This window comes from Streptomyces sp. CC224B (assembly GCF_030010595.1).
Classification (GTDB): domain Bacteria; phylum Actinomycetota; class Actinomycetes; order Streptomycetales; family Streptomycetaceae; genus Streptomyces; species Streptomyces longispororuber.
The window spans coordinates 52304-67994 of sequence record NZ_JASCXL010000001.1 but is presented as its reverse complement, the minus strand read 5'-3'; the positions used below and the strand labels follow the sequence as shown (position 1 = coordinate 67994).

Annotated in this window: 26 protein-coding genes and 1 pseudogene; 5 read left to right on the top strand and 22 right to left on the bottom strand. The window is 69.5% G+C overall.

What is annotated here, in order from left to right; translation table 11 throughout:
* Positions 1 to 131 precede the first annotated feature (131 nt).
* A complete protein-coding gene (locus QK440_RS00330; protein ID WP_282790851.1) occupies positions 132 to 386 on the top strand; it encodes a hypothetical protein in 255 nt (84 codons plus the stop codon).
* Positions 387 to 615: 229 nt separating this feature from the next.
* On the opposite strand, the gene QK440_RS00325 is transcribed toward QK440_RS00330, so the two are convergent.
* From QK440_RS00325 to QK440_RS00225, 21 genes are all read right to left on the bottom strand, one after another.
* Positions 616 to 1158, bottom strand: coding sequence for an HNH endonuclease (locus QK440_RS00325; RefSeq protein WP_282790850.1), 543 nt, complete (start codon positions 1156 to 1158; stop codon positions 616 to 618).
* Positions 1148 to 2332: a DNA cytosine methyltransferase gene (locus tag QK440_RS00320; RefSeq protein WP_282790849.1), complete on the bottom strand. Its 1185-nt coding sequence runs from the start codon at positions 2330 to 2332 to the stop codon at positions 1148 to 1150. Before QK440_RS00320 ends, QK440_RS00325 begins: the two co-directional genes overlap by 11 nt.
* A complete protein-coding gene (locus QK440_RS00315) occupies positions 2329 to 3177 on the bottom strand; it encodes a helix-turn-helix domain-containing protein (protein WP_282790848.1) in 849 nt (282 codons plus the stop codon). Before QK440_RS00315 ends, QK440_RS00320 begins: the two co-directional genes overlap by 4 nt.
* A complete protein-coding gene (locus QK440_RS00310; protein WP_282790847.1) occupies positions 3174 to 3440 on the bottom strand; it encodes a hypothetical protein in 267 nt (88 codons plus the stop codon). The genes QK440_RS00315 and QK440_RS00310 overlap by 4 nt, the downstream gene beginning before the upstream one ends.
* Positions 3437 to 4261, bottom strand: a complete 825-nt coding sequence (locus QK440_RS00305; RefSeq protein WP_282790846.1) for a DNA adenine methylase — start codon at positions 4259 to 4261, stop codon at positions 3437 to 3439. The genes QK440_RS00310 and QK440_RS00305 overlap by 4 nt, the downstream gene beginning before the upstream one ends.
* Positions 4258 to 4626, bottom strand: coding sequence for a hypothetical protein (locus tag QK440_RS00300; protein WP_282790845.1), 369 nt, complete (start codon positions 4624 to 4626; stop codon positions 4258 to 4260). The genes QK440_RS00305 and QK440_RS00300 overlap by 4 nt, the downstream gene beginning before the upstream one ends.
* Positions 4623 to 4916 carry a hypothetical protein gene (locus QK440_RS00295; RefSeq protein ID WP_282790844.1) on the bottom strand — a complete coding sequence of 98 codons (294 nt, stop codon included), beginning with the start codon at positions 4914 to 4916 and terminating at the stop codon, positions 4623 to 4625. Before QK440_RS00295 ends, QK440_RS00300 begins: the two co-directional genes overlap by 4 nt.
* 65 nt (positions 4917 to 4981) lie before the next feature.
* Entirely contained in the window at positions 4982 to 5836 is an 855-nt protein-coding gene (locus tag QK440_RS00290) for a hypothetical protein (protein WP_282790843.1), read from the bottom strand.
* Complete coding sequence (locus tag QK440_RS00285; RefSeq protein ID WP_282790842.1) at positions 5833 to 6702, bottom strand: PD-(D/E)XK nuclease-like domain-containing protein; 870 nt, start codon at positions 6700 to 6702, stop codon at positions 5833 to 5835. Before QK440_RS00285 ends, QK440_RS00290 begins: the two co-directional genes overlap by 4 nt.
* The gene (locus QK440_RS00280) at positions 6699 to 7028 is read right to left on the bottom strand and encodes a hypothetical protein (RefSeq protein ID WP_282790841.1); all 330 of its coding nucleotides are present in this window, start codon (positions 7026 to 7028) and stop codon (positions 6699 to 6701) included. Before QK440_RS00280 ends, QK440_RS00285 begins: the two co-directional genes overlap by 4 nt.
* A 159-nt stretch (positions 7029 to 7187) precedes the next feature.
* On the bottom strand, positions 7188 to 7706 hold the full coding sequence (locus QK440_RS00275; protein ID WP_282790840.1) for a hypothetical protein: 519 nt from the start codon (positions 7704 to 7706) through the stop codon (positions 7188 to 7190).
* Positions 7703 to 7864, bottom strand: a complete 162-nt coding sequence (locus QK440_RS00270) for a hypothetical protein (protein ID WP_282790839.1) — start codon at positions 7862 to 7864, stop codon at positions 7703 to 7705. The genes QK440_RS00275 and QK440_RS00270 overlap by 4 nt, the downstream gene beginning before the upstream one ends.
* On the bottom strand, positions 7861 to 8124 hold the full coding sequence (locus tag QK440_RS00265; protein WP_282790838.1) for a hypothetical protein: 264 nt from the start codon (positions 8122 to 8124) through the stop codon (positions 7861 to 7863). The genes QK440_RS00270 and QK440_RS00265 overlap by 4 nt, the downstream gene beginning before the upstream one ends.
* Positions 8121 to 8276, bottom strand: coding sequence for a hypothetical protein (locus tag QK440_RS00260; RefSeq protein ID WP_282790837.1), 156 nt, complete (start codon positions 8274 to 8276; stop codon positions 8121 to 8123). Before QK440_RS00260 ends, QK440_RS00265 begins: the two co-directional genes overlap by 4 nt.
* On the bottom strand, positions 8276 to 8530 hold the full coding sequence (locus QK440_RS00255; protein WP_282790836.1) for a hypothetical protein: 255 nt from the start codon (positions 8528 to 8530) through the stop codon (positions 8276 to 8278). The genes QK440_RS00260 and QK440_RS00255 overlap by 1 nt, the downstream gene beginning before the upstream one ends.
* Positions 8527 to 8784, bottom strand: a complete 258-nt coding sequence (locus QK440_RS00250; protein WP_282790835.1) for a hypothetical protein — start codon at positions 8782 to 8784, stop codon at positions 8527 to 8529. The genes QK440_RS00255 and QK440_RS00250 overlap by 4 nt, the downstream gene beginning before the upstream one ends.
* Positions 8781 to 9053 (bottom strand): hypothetical protein, encoded by a 273-nt coding sequence (locus QK440_RS00245; protein ID WP_282790834.1) that lies wholly within the window; start codon positions 9051 to 9053, stop codon positions 8781 to 8783. Before QK440_RS00245 ends, QK440_RS00250 begins: the two co-directional genes overlap by 4 nt.
* On the bottom strand, positions 9050 to 9769 hold the full coding sequence (locus tag QK440_RS00240; RefSeq protein ID WP_282790833.1) for a hypothetical protein: 720 nt from the start codon (positions 9767 to 9769) through the stop codon (positions 9050 to 9052). Before QK440_RS00240 ends, QK440_RS00245 begins: the two co-directional genes overlap by 4 nt.
* Positions 9762 to 10007 (bottom strand): hypothetical protein, encoded by a 246-nt coding sequence (locus QK440_RS00235; RefSeq protein WP_282790832.1) that lies wholly within the window; start codon positions 10005 to 10007, stop codon positions 9762 to 9764. The genes QK440_RS00240 and QK440_RS00235 overlap by 8 nt, the downstream gene beginning before the upstream one ends.
* Positions 10004 to 10438 (bottom strand): hypothetical protein, encoded by a 435-nt coding sequence (locus QK440_RS00230; RefSeq protein ID WP_282790831.1) that lies wholly within the window; start codon positions 10436 to 10438, stop codon positions 10004 to 10006. The genes QK440_RS00235 and QK440_RS00230 overlap by 4 nt, the downstream gene beginning before the upstream one ends.
* Positions 10431 to 11219, bottom strand: coding sequence for a phage antirepressor N-terminal domain-containing protein (locus tag QK440_RS00225; RefSeq protein ID WP_282790830.1), 789 nt, complete (start codon positions 11217 to 11219; stop codon positions 10431 to 10433). Before QK440_RS00225 ends, QK440_RS00230 begins: the two co-directional genes overlap by 8 nt.
* Before the next feature lie 1000 nt (positions 11220 to 12219).
* On the opposite strand from QK440_RS00225, the gene QK440_RS00220 reads away from it, so the two are divergent.
* The 4 genes and pseudogenes from QK440_RS00220 to QK440_RS00205 form a co-directional block, all read left to right on the top strand.
* Complete coding sequence (locus QK440_RS00220) at positions 12220 to 12648, top strand: hypothetical protein (RefSeq protein WP_282790829.1); 429 nt, start codon at positions 12220 to 12222, stop codon at positions 12646 to 12648.
* A 160-nt stretch (positions 12649 to 12808) separates the two neighbouring features.
* Positions 12809 to 13252 (top strand): hypothetical protein, encoded by a 444-nt coding sequence (locus QK440_RS00215; RefSeq protein ID WP_282790828.1) that lies wholly within the window; start codon positions 12809 to 12811, stop codon positions 13250 to 13252.
* A gap of 18 nt (positions 13253 to 13270) precedes the next feature.
* The gene (locus QK440_RS00210; RefSeq protein WP_282790827.1) at positions 13271 to 14656 is read left to right on the top strand and encodes a site-specific integrase; all 1386 of its coding nucleotides are present in this window, start codon (positions 13271 to 13273) and stop codon (positions 14654 to 14656) included.
* A gap of 85 nt (positions 14657 to 14741) precedes the next feature.
* Positions 14742 to 15191 (top strand): annotated as a pseudogene (locus tag QK440_RS00205) (ergot alkaloid biosynthesis protein); the annotation flags it as partial.
* 82 nt (positions 15192 to 15273) lie between these two features.
* Here QK440_RS00205 and QK440_RS00200 read toward each other — a convergent pair.
* Positions 15274 to 15630, bottom strand: coding sequence for an antibiotic biosynthesis monooxygenase family protein (locus QK440_RS00200; protein WP_282790826.1), 357 nt, complete (start codon positions 15628 to 15630; stop codon positions 15274 to 15276).
* Positions 15631 to 15691 lie beyond the last annotated feature (61 nt).

Genomic DNA, 15691 nt, shown 5'->3' with positions numbered 1-15691 from the left:
GAGCCTCAGGGCGGCTCGTTCTCGGTGATCTCTCGACCCCAGATGCGAGAATAGCGTTCGCAAGCGGTGTTCGCGGTGTCTGTTCGCGCATTGGTAGCGGAACGGTGTTCGCGCATGGCAACATGTGTTGCGTGACTACTGCCGAGGAGGAGATCAGGGCCGCAGCCCGCAAGCGCGCGAGGTCGAAGGCGGCCTTCGAGCGCGACGACGCGGCTCTGCGGGAGCTGTTCATCAAGTGGCGCGCGGCCGGTGAAGGCCCCTCCGACATGGCCCGCTGGTCCGACATGACCCGCGAGTGGGTAGCGAAGATCGCTCCTGATCCCACTGCTCCCCCGAAGCGCAAGGTCGTGGTGCGCCGCAAGAAGCCCACCCCGGATTCCGACTGACATCCCGCTCCTCCTCTCCTCCGGGCCCCGCCTTTCGGCGGGGCTTTGTCGTGTACGGGTTGATCGTTAGCGGGCGCCGGGTTTGATCGGTACGGGCGCCGGGTTTGCATCGGGTGCGGCATGCGCTAACCCGGTGTCTCGTCGTGCTGGCCAGCGATGCGGCGGCTCGGTGATGTGGTCAACCGGCTGCGATGGAGATCACCTGGCCCAGCGCGGGGCTGGCGGCCGGTCACTCGGCGGCTGTCGGTTCGGCGGCGGGCAGCGGGATGCCGGTGGCGGCTGACACGATGTGCGCGGCGAGCCGTGGCGGCACGGCCACGTGACGCCACGTCTTGCCATTGGCGAGGCTCGACATGGTTCCGGCGGATATGCCGTAGAAGAGCCGCAGCTCCTTCTGCGACATGCCGAGGGCCAGCCACAGGCGGATGAGTTCTACGTCGGCCTCGGTGAGCTTGGCCTGACCGTTGACCGACCCGCGGTTCCCTCGGTTCTTTTCGTGCATGTCGGCCACGTTGTCGCGCTGGGTGCCGACCCTTAGGTGGGCCGGGTTGACGCACGGCGGGTTGTCGCAGGAGTGGAGTACGACACGGTCCGTCACCTCGGTACCGGCCAGGTGCAGCGATACGCGGTGGGCTTTCACGGTCGGCCCAGATCGCTGTCCTTCGGGCCGCATTACGCCGTAGCCGTGCTCGTTGCGTGCACCCTTCCACTCCCAGCAGGCGTCTGCCTCACGCCGTTCGACCTTCGCCCAGAATCGAGACTCAAGCGACATCGCGGCTCTCTTCTCCGTGCAGGGCCGCTTGCCAGTTGATGCCAGTGGCAGCGCCAACTACGGCTGCTGCCAGGAGCGGAGGCACGGCATTCCCAATTTGGGTGAATTTCGCCGTCTTCGTGCCCTGGAATGGATAGTCGGGGCGGAAGGACTGGAGAACGGCGGCTTCGGCGACGGTGATGCGGACGGTGTCGGGGCTTGCGTACTGGGACTGGCCGTTGCTGCTGCGGTCGCGGTGGCCGGGCGGGGCGATCCGGTCGGTGGCGCAGACCGTGGTGGCCGGGCGCTTCAGCACCCACTGGCCGCCGGGCTTGGCGGTCAGGGACGGGGCGGGCGCGCCGTGCGGGTCGGTGGTCTGGCGGGTGCCGTCGGGCCGCTGGTCGCGGTTGGTGTGCAGCACCCAAGCTCCGCGCTCCTGTGCGCTGATGAGTGCCTGGCGGGCCTGTGACGGGAACGGCTCCGCCCCGCCCGTCTTCCCACCGCCGGCTGTCACGGTGGGCGCGACCCGGTCGGTGGCGCCCCAGCCGAGCGCGTCGGCCATGGACACCCATGGCTGGAGGCATTCGCCGAACAGGTCGTGCGCCGGGTCCTTGGCGTGGGTGGGGTCCGGAGCGGTGACGCGGCGGAGGCGGGAGGCGATGAGGATGGCGCGCTTCCTCGTCTGCGGGACGCCGTAGTCGGCGGCGTTGAGGATGCCTGTCCAGGTGCTGTAGCCCCACTGCTGCAGGTACAGGGCGTACTGCTTCCACAGCGGCAGCACGTCGGGGACTTCCTCCATGCACACCCACCCGGGGCGCAGGTCGTGCAGCCAGCGCATGGGCTCCGCGGCGAGCAGGGACCGCTTGTCTCTGCACGCGGCCCGGACCACGGCGCGGTTGTCGTGGCCGTCGGCGAGGGCGTGCACGGCCTGGGTGACGAGCGGCTGGTCCTCAAGGCCGCCGCGCTTTCCGGCGCGCGACCAGGCCTGGCACGGCGGGGAGGCGATCAGCCCGGTGATGCGGCCGGCGAACGGCGCGGTCGGGTACTGGGCGACATCGCACTGGATGGTGGGGTGTCCGGCGGCATGTGCGGTCTTGCAGGCTGCGGTGTCCCACTCCAGGCCGATGTCGGTGAGGCCCAGCATGCGCAGGCCTTCGGCCCAGCCACCCGGGCCCCGGAACAACTCGGTGATCATGCGGCTACCGCCATCTCGGCCCGGCGGCGTGCGCGGACGACGCTGCGTTTGTGGCAGCCGATCTCCTGGGCGATCTGGCCGGCGGACCAGCCCTGGGCGGTGAGGCGGGCGACGCGGGCCGGGTCGGCCTGGACCTTGCGGGGGCGGTCCTTGGCGCGGGGCTTGCGGCTGGTCTCCGGCTTCGCCGCGGGGTCGTCGATGTTGTCCCAGTCGAGAGGGCCGTGCCAGCCCTCGCGGGAGGCCAGGTTGCGGGAGGCCTTGGCTGACTTCTTGGGTACCCCGTGGGCGGCCGGGTCGAGCGTCTGCGCCACCCGGTAGCCATCGGCGATCCGGCGCGCCGTGGAGGCCAGGACGCGGTCGCTGTGCAGCAGGTCGGTGAGGCGTCGCGGGTGGAAGCCGAGCCGGGGGCCGAGCGCGGTGAGGGTCCAGCCCATGGAGATGAGGGCCTGGAGGCGGCGGCGGGTGCCGGTCGCGTCGATGACGGTGCTCGGTTTGACGGGCGCCGGAGCGAGCGGCACCGCCAGGATGCGCTGGGCGACCTCGGGCCGGATCCGTTCGGCCCGCTTGTTGGTCCCGTCGTAGAGGATGCGGGCGAGGGTGGCGGCACTGACGCGCGCCTGTTTCTGGATGTCGGGGATGCTGTGGCCCGCCTCGCGCAGGGCGTCGATGTGCTGCCGCGCGGGAGCGGCATCGACGAGGGGCTGCCAGGTGCCGTAGCCCTTCTGTCGGTAGACGTGTCGCTGGTAGGCGTTGTGGCGGGCGACGCATTCGGGTCGCCGGCAGCGGTACTCCTTGACGCAGGTGAGGTTGCGGTGGTGGGGGGCTTGGCGGATGGCGGTGGTCACGGCTTCTCCTCCCGGATGCTGTCGTCCTGGTCGGCTGCGGCGGTGTGGACGATGCGGTGGGCCTCGGCCACGACGGCGCGCTCGGCTCGTAGTTGGCGTCGGTGGGCTTCGACGGTGCGGTGGGCGGCGTGGAGCTTGAGGCCCCACCAGGTGGCTGCCGCGGAGACGAGGAAGACGAGCCCGTACCGGTCGGGGGCGAGGGTGTCGAGCAGCCAGTCGACGGCGGCGTGCACGGTCTGTGCGGCCTCGATGCGGTGCATCACGCGCTGACCTCCTCGTCGAAAAGGCCGAGCTGATCCCCGAGCCGGGTGTTCGACCAGAGGACTTCGGTGCGGTTTCGATCTGCCTTGGCGTTGCCAGTCATGGATGCCTGCTCGTAGCGGTGCCAGCCCTGGTACAGCTCGTCGTAGAGCGGGCTGTGATAGCCGGAGAGGACGACAGTGGCCTTGCAGTCGGCGAGCGCGGCCGCCAGTTCGCGGTGTTCGAGCTCGGTCTTCATCTCGCAGCGATAGTTGTTGCCCCACCCGCGCGTGGTGCCGAGGTAGGGCGGATCGACGTACAGCAGCACTCTGGGCTGCTTGCCGTACTTGCCGATCAGGTCCAGGGCGGGAAGGTTCTCGAGCGACACGTCCCGCAGGCGTTCCGCGGCGGCGGCAAGCCGGTCGACGTAGGCCTCGAGGTAGCCGGGCATCGACGTCGCGGATCCGGCAGGGTCGATGTAGTGCCGCCAGCCGGTGTTGCGCAGTGTCCCGGATCGGCCCTGCGCTAGACGGGACCAAATCCGCCGTGCGAGCTCGAGGTCAGTGGCCGCGGGCTCCCAGGTAGCGGCAAGCTCGGCGCGGGAATGCGGGGTGAGCAGGCAGGCGCGGAGCAGACGCTCGGGCTCGTCTCGCAGGACCCGCCAGAACGTCATGAGTTCGCCGTCGAGGTCGTTGACGGTCTCCATCCGTGTCGGCGCCTTCGCCAGGAGAACTGAGAGGCCGCCGCAGAACGGCTCGACGTAGTGGTCGTGGTCGGGCAGCAGCGACACGATCCAGGGGGCGATGCGCTGCTTGCCGCCGAAGTACGGGACGGGAGACTTCATGCGGCGGCCCTCCTTGCGGCGGCGGTGCCTTTCCACTGCTTGCAGATGGAGCCGTGCACGGTGGCGCGCTTCGACCTGACGTAGCCGGCTTGCTCGATGACTCCGGCGCGGGCGGCGCCGTTGAAAGCGGCTCCCCAGCGGGCGGGGTGGTCGGGTTCGTCGACGAGGCCTTCGGTGATGAGGTCAGCGGCCTGGAAGGGGGTGCCGCGGCGGGCCATGAGTTCGATCGCCGCGCGGCAGGCGGTCGCCCAGTCCGGGCTCGTGTTCGCGGTCGCGCGGGCTATCCCGTCGGCCTTCGCCGCCTCGCCCGCGGCCGGGGAGATGGCCCCCGGGACGGGCTCGGGGAACTGCAGCTGCTGCGTCACCGGGCCACCGCCTCGGACCGGGTGGGCTGGTGGGTGCAGGTGCCGTAGAAGCAGGGCCCGGCTTGCTCCCGCCACTGCTTCTTGCTGAGGAGTTCGACGTGGTAGCCCTGCCGGGTCTGCCGGTCCCGCTCCCGCACACGCGGGGTGAAGTTCCGGTGCGCCTCCTCGGGGCCAGCGGCTGCATCGCCGTACTCGGAGGCGTAGGCGCAGTCGTCCGGCCCGAAGAGGACCCAGTGGCAGGAGCGGAGCGGCAGAGTCTCGCCGCCAATCTGAACGAGGAGCTGAGGCATCGTGTGGTCTCCTTGGTGTGAGAGCCGCCCGCGATTCGCCCGCGGGCGGCTCAGGCGTGCGCGGGCTACTTGGGGGGCTCTCCGGCCCAGGGGTCCTCGTCGGGCGGGGTCTGCTGCTTGCCGCCGCCCGCGTTCTTCTTGATCTCGCTGCCGGTGATGCGGGCCTGCGGGAACGCTTCGTCGACGGCGATCTCACGGCGCTGGATCGACTTGTGGGTGATCAGGAGCTGTGCGATGTCGGCACCGTTCCACTGCGCGCGGGGGCGGCCGAGCTTCTGCTCGAGGCGGTCGGCGTTGACGCCGAGCTGCTGGAAGACCTTGATGGCGCCGTCGATGCGCTCCGGGAGGGGCTTGCCGTCGCCCTTGGCGATGGTCTCCCTGCACAGTTCTTCGGCCTCGCCGATGAAGAAGTCCGGGATCACCGCGAAGATCGCCTCGCGGAGGCGGCGGGCGCCGTTGTTGGCGTTGTTCTCGTAGATGTCGCGCAGGTCGATGAGGGCTTCGACCTTGCCCTTGGCAAACTTGGCGTGCGGGACGATGAACGTGAGGACGTGGCGGGTGTTGGCCTCGACGTCCCACGCCCAGGCCTGCATCTCGGACTGGCGGTACTGGTCGTCGCGCCGCATCTCGGAGACGCCGTACTGGATGTTGCCCCACGTCTGGGCGAGGGTCTTGGCGAGGTGGATCGTCGATCCCTCTACGGCGCCGCCGGCCCTCGGGAACTTGTAGAAGGCCTTCTCGGCAAGGCTCAGGGAGCCGCAGGCGGCCTGCATGGCGGCGCGGGAGCGGCCGACGTCGCGCGGGAACTGGCGGGCCACGTAGATGGCGGCCTGGACTTCAGCGACGGCGCGGGACTGCTCGACGGCGGTCGACTGCCCGATGCGGTCAGGGCCCTGGGCCTGCTGGAGAGGGAAGTTCATGAGAGGTAGAGCTCCTTGTCGCGGTTCTCTGCGTAGCCGGGGAGTTCGATGTAGTTGGGTTCGTTGTCGGCGTAGCCGGGCCAGATGCCGGTGCTCGTGCACTCGGCGAAGGTGTCGATCGCGGCCCGGTTCTTGGCGGCGGCGATGAGCCGGGAGCCGAGGGGGATGCCGATGACGTTGACCGCGTAGGGCGGCTTCTTCTCCTGTGCGATGAGGAGGAGTTCGGCGCTGCGGTCACCGAGGCCGAGGGCTCGGGAGCCGGTTTCGTACCAGTCGGCTTGCTGGTGGTAGCCGTACTTGTCGATGTCCTTCTGCATCGCCGCGTTGCTGGCGTCGGCGGTGGTCTTGTAGTCGGGGATGATCAAGCGGCCTTGCTGGATGGAGGGCAGCCAGTCGAAGCGGACGCGGCAGCGGATCCCGGAGGCCTCGTCAATCCAGAACCCGGACTGCTCCGGGGCCCCGTAGGCGGGGTCGAGGAGGGCTGCCGCGAGCGGGTGGCGGCGGATGGCTTCGGCCATCGCCTGGACCATGTCGAAGTCGTGCTGCTTCAGCGGGATGCCCCCGCGCTCACGAATCTCGGCGATCTTCGCCTTGGCCGCGCTCGTGTCCCAGCGGGCGCCAGGCACAACTTCGAGGTCGGGCCCGTTGCCCAGGACGGTCTTGTGGGCAGCGTTGCCGTGATCGAACGTCTTGGACGGCGGCTGCGGATTGTCCTGCTCGTACCGGAACTTCGCGGGACAGGACGGCGGGAGCAGCCTGCGGGCACCGGACGAGGACAGCGACGTCTTATCAGCGTGGTAGGCCTCGTTGGACAGATCCGCGTGCAGACCCAGGGCGGGCGCCTCGGCCTCCACCGCGGCGGTCATGCGGCGCCGCCAGCGCAGTCCTCGCAGAGGCCGCTCACGGCGAACGGCCCGGCTGTGTCGCCGCACCGGCAGCTCAGGGGCGCCTGGCCGGACGCGATGCGCTGGAGGGCGGTGATGCCGTCCGGGTCGTACTGGGCGGCGAGGAACGCGGCGGCGTAGTCCGGGTAGGCGTTGGCGAGCTTCGCTGTGTTGGGCATGTCGGCGGCGGCGAAGGTCTCCATGAGCCGCTGGGTGAAGCTGCCGGGCCGGTGGCCGCCTTCCTGCCCGAAGTGCCACAGCACGTGCCGGGCGGTTTCGGCGGGAATGGTGGGGCTTGTGGTGCTCATGGTTCTCGCTTTCGGGTGTGGAGGGCCAGGGCCGCCGCGGAACGGGGGGCGCGGCGGCCCTGGCTGCGGTGGAGCCGAAGGGGGCTCGACGCCGCGTCTATGGGTGGTGGTTGGTGGCTGGACTCGCTGGCCGCTGTCCATCCAGCGAGCCCGGCAGTCTCAGGCGGCCGGCGTCGGCTCCGGGCCCTCCCGCGCCCACGACGGGCGGAGGACGTGCTCGGGATCAGCGGCGTGCAGGCTGTCGAGGATCACGACGGCGCCGACACCGAGCGCCTCCCACAGGGGTCGCACGTTGATGCCGTGCGGGTCGGTGGCCTGGTCGTCGGGGTGGGACGTGTCGCGGCACATCGGCGGCACGGTGATCGAGGTGGCGTTCGCTTCCGCCGCCAGGTACGGGGCCAGCTGCAGCCGCAGATCCGTCGCTTCCTGCACGGCCTGGCGGACCCGCCCCCGCAGTTGCTCGATCTTCGTCTGGGACCGCTGCAGCTCTTCCAAGGCGCCGGCGTAGTCGGTGCCCGCCTGCTCGAGCTGCGCCTCCAGCTCGCAGTGCGCGTCGCGCAGCCGGGTGTTCTGGTCGAGCAGCCCGCTGATCGTTCCGTAGGCGACGCGGAGCTCGGCCCGCAGTTCTGCCCGGCTCTTACTGCGGTGCCTGCCGCAACCGCGGGCGAGCCGAGTCATGACTCGCCTCCCTCGTCCAGGTGCCCGAGCCCGAGGCTGTAGAGCAACCCCAGCTCGGCGCCCTCGGCCGCGGTTGCCAGGAACTCGTCCAGGCTGGCCAGGGGCAGCGGATCCGGTTGCCCGGCGAGCCCCCGCTCGGGCACGGCGTCGTCCTTCATGCGGTCGTCCTCCCTTCCCGTGCGGTCATGCGGGCGTCGAAGTCGCTGTAGGTCTCGGTCAGCCCGGAGATGATCGAGTTCGTGTAGTCCGGGGTGTAGGCCTGGTGGACGGTGGTGATTGCGGTCAGGTATCCGTCGACTTGAGCGGCGGACCACCGGGACTCGTCCCTGCCGAACGCCTCGTGGGCGATGAGGTCGGCGCGGGCTAAGGCGTCCTCTTCGATGTCCGCGCGGGGGCGGGGATCGAGCGGCGTGGTCACGACGCCTCCGTGCTGAGCTGTTCGAGGTAGGCGTCGTAGGCGTCAGCCGGCTCCTCGGCAGCGGCCGGCTCGGAGTGGCCGAGCCAGGCGGCGATACCGGGCACGACAAGGCCGGTCGGCGGCAGCGCTGCGAGATCGATGGCCGCGGTCATCACGCCACCTCCGGCAGCGTCTTGATCCGCTCCTGGCGGATCTTGTCGTCGCGGATACGGGCGAGCGTCTCGATCAGCTCGTCGATACGCCCGACCGACGTCGTCGTCAGGGAGATCGACAGCCGCAAGTCACCCTCACGCGTGCCGAGCACCAGCTGCTGGATCGGCATGCCGTCCTCGCCCCGGCTGTACCGGGCGCCGACCGGGCTGTCGCCGAGGTCGTACAGCAAGCCACCGATGATCTGAGCAGTCATGACCCGTCACCGCCCTTCGCGGCGATGACGCCAGCCCACTCCTCGACCACCACGCCGCTGATGCCGTGAGCCAAAGCGACCGTGGCGACGTGGTCTGCGGTGGCGGCGGCGAGAGCGAGCGTCGCGTGCACCTGCGCCTCCGCCATCACGGCCGCCGCCCGTTCGGGCTTCACCGTCTCCGTCAGCGACGCGTGCGCCTTGCGTAGCTGCTCGAGCAAGGACTCCGCCCGCCGGTAGTGCTCGGGACCAGTCATGACGCCTCCCTAGGGCGGTGGTTGGTGGTGGCGCGGGCGGCGAGCTGCTCGGCCCAGCCGGGGTAGTCGCCGTCGCAGGCGCAGGTCTCGGGGTGCTCGCACGCCAGCCGGGCGAACGCGCCCTCCAGCGGGTCGACGAGGTGCCGCTGCTCCGCCACCGACGCCTCATGACGACGCGCCTCCAGCAGCCGCCTCGCCTCCGCCGCCACCTCGGCGGCAGGCCGGTCCCACGACTCCGGGGACCGCGGCGGGAAACCGATCGTCGTCATGGCCCGACCTCCGTCCACTCGCCGTGGAACACGGACCGCTGCACCAGCACCGCGTCCGGCCAGCAGTCGCGGTACCGCACCAGCCGGTTCCCCTGCTCGACGAGATCGGTGACCGTGCTGTTCAGCACGCTCCCGTCAGGAATGCGGATGCCGTACTGGACCACGTCGCCTGTCCGCCCTTGACCCGGAGGACGAACGCCGTCGGCGGCCTCGCGGACGACGTGCACCCACTCCGGCACAGGCAGCGGGTGCTCCCAGCGGAGAGAGTCCCTTTCGGCCTTGTCGCACACGGCGCGCACGTCGGCGAGGCAGCGGCGAAGGTAGGTCATTTCCTCGGCGATCGTCGGCTCGTGGCCGACGTACTTCGCCAGGTCGGTGCGCGCCTCGTCGCGTTCGGTGCGGACCGCAGCCAACTCGGCGATGAGCGCGGGCACGTCCTCACGAGCGTGAGCGACAAACGCAGCGTCGCTCTTGACCTGCGTCCAGTCCTCCCCTTCCGTCCACTCCTTGTGGGCCGGGTCGTTGTCGAGAGGCTCATCCTCCAAGCGGGCGATGCTTCGGCGGGCGCGGTATCCGCATCCCGTCTCCTGCAGGTCGGCGGCGATCTCAAGGAGGCTCCCGCCGCCATACTCGTAAGTCCCCCAGGGGCCAGGTGTGGCGGCGTTTTCGCGCGCGGCGATCTCGGCTTCGCGCTGCGGCGACAGGCGGTCAGTCATCGCGGCCACCACCCTCGACATCCCGCAGGGTGACGACGTCGCCGGGCCGGATCCGGTCCGGGACCGCCGACATCTCCCCCCACTCGGTCAGCACCCGCGACACCCCGTCGAGAACCTCATCCGCCGGGGCGCCCCGGTACAGGTCGAGGACCACGCCCCCCAGCTCCTCCACCAGAACCTTCCGCTCCGCCGGGTCCAGCCGGGCCCGCCAGCCGATCGCATCCCGCACCACGCTCATGACGCACCGCCTTCCGACAGACGCTCCAGCAGCTCGTTACGCCCCTGCAGGCGCTCCAGCTCCCCCAGCACCCGGCGCAGCGCGAACCGGTCCACGAACACCGACCGGTTGTCCGAGTCGACACTCAGATCGAGCAGCAGGCCGCGCACATCCTCGGGACGTACCAGCGCCGCCTCGCGGGCCTTCTCGTACCGCTCCCGCTCCTCCTGCTCCACCATCACCACGGACCAGTACGCGTAGAACAGGGCATCCAGCGCCGTCTTGCGCTCCTCATCCGACGCCAGCCGAGCCCACGCTCCACGCCCGATGTCCTCGACGTTGAAGCCCTCCGGCCGACCGGCCAGCAACTCCTGCTCGGACTCGTCGAACAGCCGCGACCACAACGGCCGCAGATCCGCCCCGGCAATAATCTCCTCGAACAGATCACTCATAGCTGGCACCGCCGATCCCGAGCTGGGTGGGATACCGGTGCGCGTAGAAGCTGTCCCAGACCTCGTCGAAGACCGGACGGTGCCGCTCCGTCCACGCGAACGTCTCCCGCACCGCGCCGTTCGGCATCTCCGACTGCCGCTTCCCCGGCTTCTCCCCGTGCCGCTCCTCATACACAGCCGCGGCACGCCGACCGAACCAGGACTGCACCGACTCGATCTCCCGCCGCTTCAAGCCCTTCCCCTTGAGGAAGTCCGGCACGTACAGCGGGACCTCCAGCGGGTCGACTTCCGGCTCCTCCCCCAGCGCGCGGGCCGCGACCAGGCGTCCCTTCGTCTCCAGCCACTCCGGCGAGACGATCGGTGCCAGGATCGACAGCACTTCGGCCTGCTGCTTCGCCCGCGAGATCAGCGCATCCAGCTGTTCCTCACTGGCACGCGGGTTGAGGGCGGCGCCTGCGGTCCAGTACGCCTCGATCGCGTCCGCCGTCTCGTTCTGGAAGGCGATCAGCGTTGGGCGAACCTCGTCGGCGACGCGGTTCTCGTTGACCGTCGCCAGCAGCATCAGGAAGGTGCGGACCGGGACGACGGTCATGCTGCGGGTCCTGCCGTCCTCAGCGACCATGGGGCTCTGCCCCACAGTTGCCCACGACCGGCTGCGCAGCTTGGCGAGCTGGGTGGAGTAGTCGAGCCCCAGCTCGTCGACTGCCGGCTTCAGCACGATGTGCGGCTGGCCGTCGACGAGGGTGGTGTGGATGGAGCCGACGGACAGGTCCAGTTTCACGACCTCACGCGACTCAGTGGATGATGGAGACACGGGGTCCCCTTTCTTCTCAGTGGTGAAGGTGGATCTCGAAGGCCCCGGCTGCCGGTGTGTGGAAGCCCGGCGGTTGGGGCCGCATACCGCCTCAGGCAGCGGCGCGTGGCCTGGCGTCTTCGGCCTCTGCGGGCCGTGCGGCGCGCTTGCGGCGCGACCGGCGGGGCTCGTGCGGACGGCCGTCATGTAGGTGCTCGGGGGCGGGAGCGACGTACCCCTGTTCGGCCAGCCAGGCTTCGATGTCGGCGATCCTCCAGGCGGCCTTGCGGGCGCCGAGGGTGACCGACTTGGGGCCGTGGTTCGTGCTGCCCTGCTTTTGTGCCTGCCGGTCCTTGTAGAGCTGCTCGATGGAGCGTCCGGTGAGCCTGGAGGCTCCGTCGGCCCAGACGTGGCCGGGCGGAGGGTCCTGGGGGTAGCTCGGAGTTCGAGGCACGGTTACTCCTGTCGTGTCATATCGTTCGTAGTCGAAGTGACGCGATTTGGCGTCACCGGTGGCATGAAAATGACGAGCACGGCGACACCGAGGGCCTCCGCGAGGGCATGCGCGTCGTGGACGCTAGCCGTGGACTGAGCTCCACCAGCAAGCTTCTGGATCAGCGGTCGACTGCAGCCACTCGCTTCGGCGAGGGTGCGCACGGAGTACGGGGCGCCGCGGCCGGGGTTCTCCATGAGCCATCTGAACTTCTCTGGATCTTTGAGCGTGTAGCGGACGTGGCTCAACGGATCTCCAGTGGGACGGAGTGGCCTTGACTGGTTCCCAGTTGACCACACTGCGCGCCAGCTTGTCTACAAATTGGGTCACCCTAATGTCGGATCTCGGCAAAATTTCTGGCCAGATAACATTGATCTGTAGACGCTTCGTCTACAAACGAGGAAGGTTGTAGCGACTGACCTGCAACTTTCCCGACGCCATCCCCCACAGACAGAAACACCCGGTGGAAGAGTGAAGCGAGAGGATCACGAGGACATGACGGCAGCGACTGCCGCGCCGACCTCCGGCACGGCCGAGGCCGCCCCGGCAGGTGCACTCTCCCGACTCATCCAGGAAGCCCTCGACAGCGGCAAGACGCTGCGTCAGCTCGGCAAAGCCGCAGTGGACAAGACGACCGGCGAAAAGATCTCCTGGCAGTACTTCCAAAAGCTCGTCAAGAACCCTCCCGCCTCGGCACCCAACCCCGTCCAGATGCGCGCCATCGCCGCAGCCCTCGGCAAGACGGAGGAGCGCATCAAGGAAGCAGCCGCAGAGCAGTGGCTCGAGTACCGGGCCACCGAGCTCGCCGGCTACGGCGGTACCGTGCGGATCATCCTGGGCCACCTCGGCGCCATGAGCGAGCAGGAGCAGAAGCGCTGGCTGGCCATGATCGAAGCTGATGAGCGGGCCCGCCGCGAGCACTAGCACACCCCCCGCCACCCGCGCAGGCCTTGATCGGCCGATTCCTCAAGTCGACTTTTGCTACGACTAATTGTGGCCAAGCGTAATCAGGTCGTACCCTTCCACAACCGTGCACCTGTGGCCGAACTGCCACAGGTGCACCGTGCCAAAGGGAGGGGCCGCCATGCTGCGTGTCGTATACCAAGCCGCCGACCTCACACCAGGGAAGCTGTCCGGCTGGCGCGAAGACCGAGGCCTCCTGGAGATCAGCGTCGCCCGCGGCGTACAGGCGCAGGTGTTCATACCCTCGCTCAACGCGACGCTCCTCGATCTCGTATCCAAGGCCCAGTGGTACCAGCTCTGGGAAGGCGAGATCATCTCCGCCGACCATCCGCAGAGCCCGGTCCGCTGCACCTTCGCGGTCTCACCCTTCCGGTCAGCACTGCCCGTGGAGATCCGTGAGCACAAGGGCCACGTCGCCCTCTACGTCCCCCCTACCGCGACGATCGACGACATCGAGCCCGTACTTAACCGCTCCATCGCGGAGTTCCTGGACGGCCGGCAGTGGTTCCAGGTCTGGCGTGGGGAGATCGTCACCATGGACTCCCCCGAAATGCTGCCCGTCTGACCGGCCGAGGGAGCTCCCATGCCCGGATACATCGAGGACCGCTGGTACAAGAAGGGGCCCGACGGCAAGCGCAACGTACCGACCGAACGTCACGGCCAGGGCAAGCGCTACAAGGTCGCCGGCATCCCGGGCGTGCGCGCCAGGTCATTCCCGGACAAGCAGAAGTCCGCCGCTGAGCGATGGCTCGCCACGGCTCAAGCCGAGAACGACAAGGGCGAGTTCGTCGACCCGCGCGACGGCAACATGCTCTTGCGCGACTACATCGACAAGCACTGGTGGCCAGGGCGCACCGGCGACCCGGCCACGTTGGAGACCGTCAGCCGTAGGGTCCGCAACCAGATCATTCCCTATCTGGGCAGCCAGCCCCTGCGGCAGATCAAAGTCGCCACCCTGAGGGTGTGGCTCAAAGACCTCGAGGGCGTGATTGCCCCCGGCACCGCTGTCACCGTCTGGCAGTACCTCAACAACATCCTCGACTGCGCCGTGGACGACGAGCGCATCCGCAAGAACCCCTGCCGGGCCAAGACCATCAAAGCGCCCGTCAAGCCGCCCACCCAGGCACGCGCCTGGACCCGAGAGTGCGTCAGCGCGGTGCAGGCAGCCCTGCCCCCGCACTACCAGATCCTCGTGGATCTCGGCGTCGGGGCAGGTCTGCGTCAAGGGGAGGTGCTCGGGCTGGCCGACGGGGATATCGACTTCGCTGCCGAGGTGATTCACGTTCGCCGACAGATCCGGTGCGTCAGCGGCAAGCTGGCGTTCTCCCTACCGAAGGGGAGGAAGACCCGTACCGTGCCGATGTCGCCCTCCTTGGCGGTCCGGATCCGTGAACACCTGGGTTCCCATCCGGCAAAGGCAGTGACCCTGCCGTGGACAGACCCGCGCCCCGCACAGACCAAACGCGAGGCGACCGAGCGGGCGCCACAGACCCACCGGCTGCTGGTGACAAACCGTAACGGTTCGGCGGTGCGGGCGAACGTGTGGAACCAGCACCACTGGAAGCCGGCTCTCGCGGCCGTGAGCCTCATCCCCGAACCGACGAAGGTGAAACGGAAGACGGGGCCGCGGTACCGCCTGGTGTACCCGGCGGCACACGAGTTGGGGTTCCACTGCCTGCGGCACACTTTCGCCAGTGTCCTGCTGGATTCACGCGAGAATCCCGTGGCAGTCTCGAAGTGGCTCGGCCATGCCGATGCGGCGATCACGCTGAGGGTGTACGGGCACTTCCTGCCCGAGGCAGACGGGCGCGGGCGCCAGGCGATGGAAGCCTGGTTCACGAGCGTGCCCAATTCCTTGTCGATCTCCCCAGACACTCCCCAGGAACTCGTCAGCGTTCCCGGAGGATCTGTGGGAGCAGGCTCTGCCTCGGTATTCCCTCTGTCGTCCACCTCCGGAACAGCAGGCTGAACTGGTGTTATAGCCAGCAGGCGACATGCTGTGAACTCGCTCGGCTCCACCCGAAGCAGCGCCCCTCAGCGGTCCCTAGCAATCCATGCAGAACTTCACCGGCACGCACCTGCACGCCGCGAGCATCCGTGACGAGGGCGTCATCCGGACCGCGGCGGGGAGCGGGCGGGTCGGCTTCGTCGACGCCGAGGACATCGCGGCCGTCGCCGTCCGCGCCCTGACCGACGAGCGGGCCCCCGGCACCGACCTCGTCCTGACCGGGCCGGAGGCACTCGGCTACGACGACATCGCCGCCGCCGTCACCGAGGTCACCGGGCGTCCCGTGACGCACCACCGGCTGACGTACGAGGAGATGCGCGACCGCCTGGTGGCGGCGGGAACGCCGCCGGAGTTCGCCGCACTCCTCGCGGGCATGGACCGGGCCGTCGCCGAGGGGGCGGAGGACCGCGTCACCGACACCGTCCAGCGCGTCACCGGCCGGCCCCCGGGCTCCTTCCGCGCCCTCCTCGCACGGGAGCGGCCCGGCGGCCGATGACCGCCGGGCCCGCGCAACGCGACCCTCCGGCACCCGGCCCCGGCCGGGCGGTGACGTGCTGCCGCGCGGCGGCGCGGGCGCGCTACCTCACGGCGGTGAACTCGACGGCGACGTCGTACAGGCCCCGGCTCGACGTGATCTCCACGTCCGGGTCGTCCTGCGCGGCGCGGGCGCGCGTGCCGAACTCCGGGTCGGCCGTGGCCTCCCGCCACGCCTCCTCGCTCTCCCAGTGCGCCACGTTGACGACCTGGAACCGGGTCTCCGATGAGCGGGCGCGGTGCAGCCGGGAGTCGATGAAGCCGGGCTTGGCGCTCATGAGCGCGGCGCGCTCCTCCCACCGGGCGACGAACGCGTCGAGGTGCTCGGCGGGCACCTCGAAGACGTTGATGAACGTGACGGCTTCGCCCAGAACGTCGGCGTTACGGTCCTCTTCGGTCACGGCGCTCTCCAGGGGTACGTGGCGCCGCGCGGCCCGCCCGGGGCGGGCGGCGGCACCGGTG

Coding starts and splice junctions, on each gene's coding strand:
- QK440_RS00325 (WP_282790850.1), bottom strand. CDS start 1,158: ATGTCGCTTGAGTCTCGATTCTGGGCGAAGGTCGAACGGCGTGAGGCA.
- QK440_RS00320 (WP_282790849.1), bottom strand. CDS start 2,332: ATGATCACCGAGTTGTTCCGGGGCCCGGGTGGCTGGGCCGAAGGCCTG.
- QK440_RS00305 (WP_282790846.1), bottom strand. CDS start 4,261: ATGAAGTCTCCCGTCCCGTACTTCGGCGGCAAGCAGCGCATCGCCCCC.
- QK440_RS00295 (WP_282790844.1), bottom strand. CDS start 4,916: ATGCCTCAGCTCCTCGTTCAGATTGGCGGCGAGACTCTGCCGCTCCGC.
- QK440_RS00290 (WP_282790843.1), bottom strand. CDS start 5,836: ATGAACTTCCCTCTCCAGCAGGCCCAGGGCCCTGACCGCATCGGGCAG.
- QK440_RS00285 (WP_282790842.1), bottom strand. CDS start 6,702: ATGACCGCCGCGGTGGAGGCCGAGGCGCCCGCCCTGGGTCTGCACGCG.
- QK440_RS00280 (WP_282790841.1), bottom strand. CDS start 7,028: ATGAGCACCACAAGCCCCACCATTCCCGCCGAAACCGCCCGGCACGTG.
- QK440_RS00275 (WP_282790840.1), bottom strand. CDS start 7,706: ATGACTCGGCTCGCCCGCGGTTGCGGCAGGCACCGCAGTAAGAGCCGG.
- QK440_RS00270 (WP_282790839.1), bottom strand. CDS start 7,864: ATGAAGGACGACGCCGTGCCCGAGCGGGGGCTCGCCGGGCAACCGGAT.
- QK440_RS00260 (WP_282790837.1), bottom strand. CDS start 8,276: ATGACCGCGGCCATCGATCTCGCAGCGCTGCCGCCGACCGGCCTTGTC.
- QK440_RS00255 (WP_282790836.1), bottom strand. CDS start 8,530: ATGACTGCTCAGATCATCGGTGGCTTGCTGTACGACCTCGGCGACAGC.
- QK440_RS00250 (WP_282790835.1), bottom strand. CDS start 8,784: ATGACTGGTCCCGAGCACTACCGGCGGGCGGAGTCCTTGCTCGAGCAG.
- QK440_RS00245 (WP_282790834.1), bottom strand. CDS start 9,053: ATGACGACGATCGGTTTCCCGCCGCGGTCCCCGGAGTCGTGGGACCGG.
- QK440_RS00240 (WP_282790833.1), bottom strand. CDS start 9,769: ATGACTGACCGCCTGTCGCCGCAGCGCGAAGCCGAGATCGCCGCGCGC.
- QK440_RS00235 (WP_282790832.1), bottom strand. CDS start 10,007: ATGAGCGTGGTGCGGGATGCGATCGGCTGGCGGGCCCGGCTGGACCCG.
- QK440_RS00230 (WP_282790831.1), bottom strand. CDS start 10,438: ATGAGTGATCTGTTCGAGGAGATTATTGCCGGGGCGGATCTGCGGCCG.
- QK440_RS00220 (WP_282790829.1), top strand. CDS start 12,220: ATGACGGCAGCGACTGCCGCGCCGACCTCCGGCACGGCCGAGGCCGCC.
- QK440_RS00215 (WP_282790828.1), top strand. CDS start 12,809: ATGCTGCGTGTCGTATACCAAGCCGCCGACCTCACACCAGGGAAGCTG.
- QK440_RS00210 (WP_282790827.1), top strand. CDS start 13,271: ATGCCCGGATACATCGAGGACCGCTGGTACAAGAAGGGGCCCGACGGC.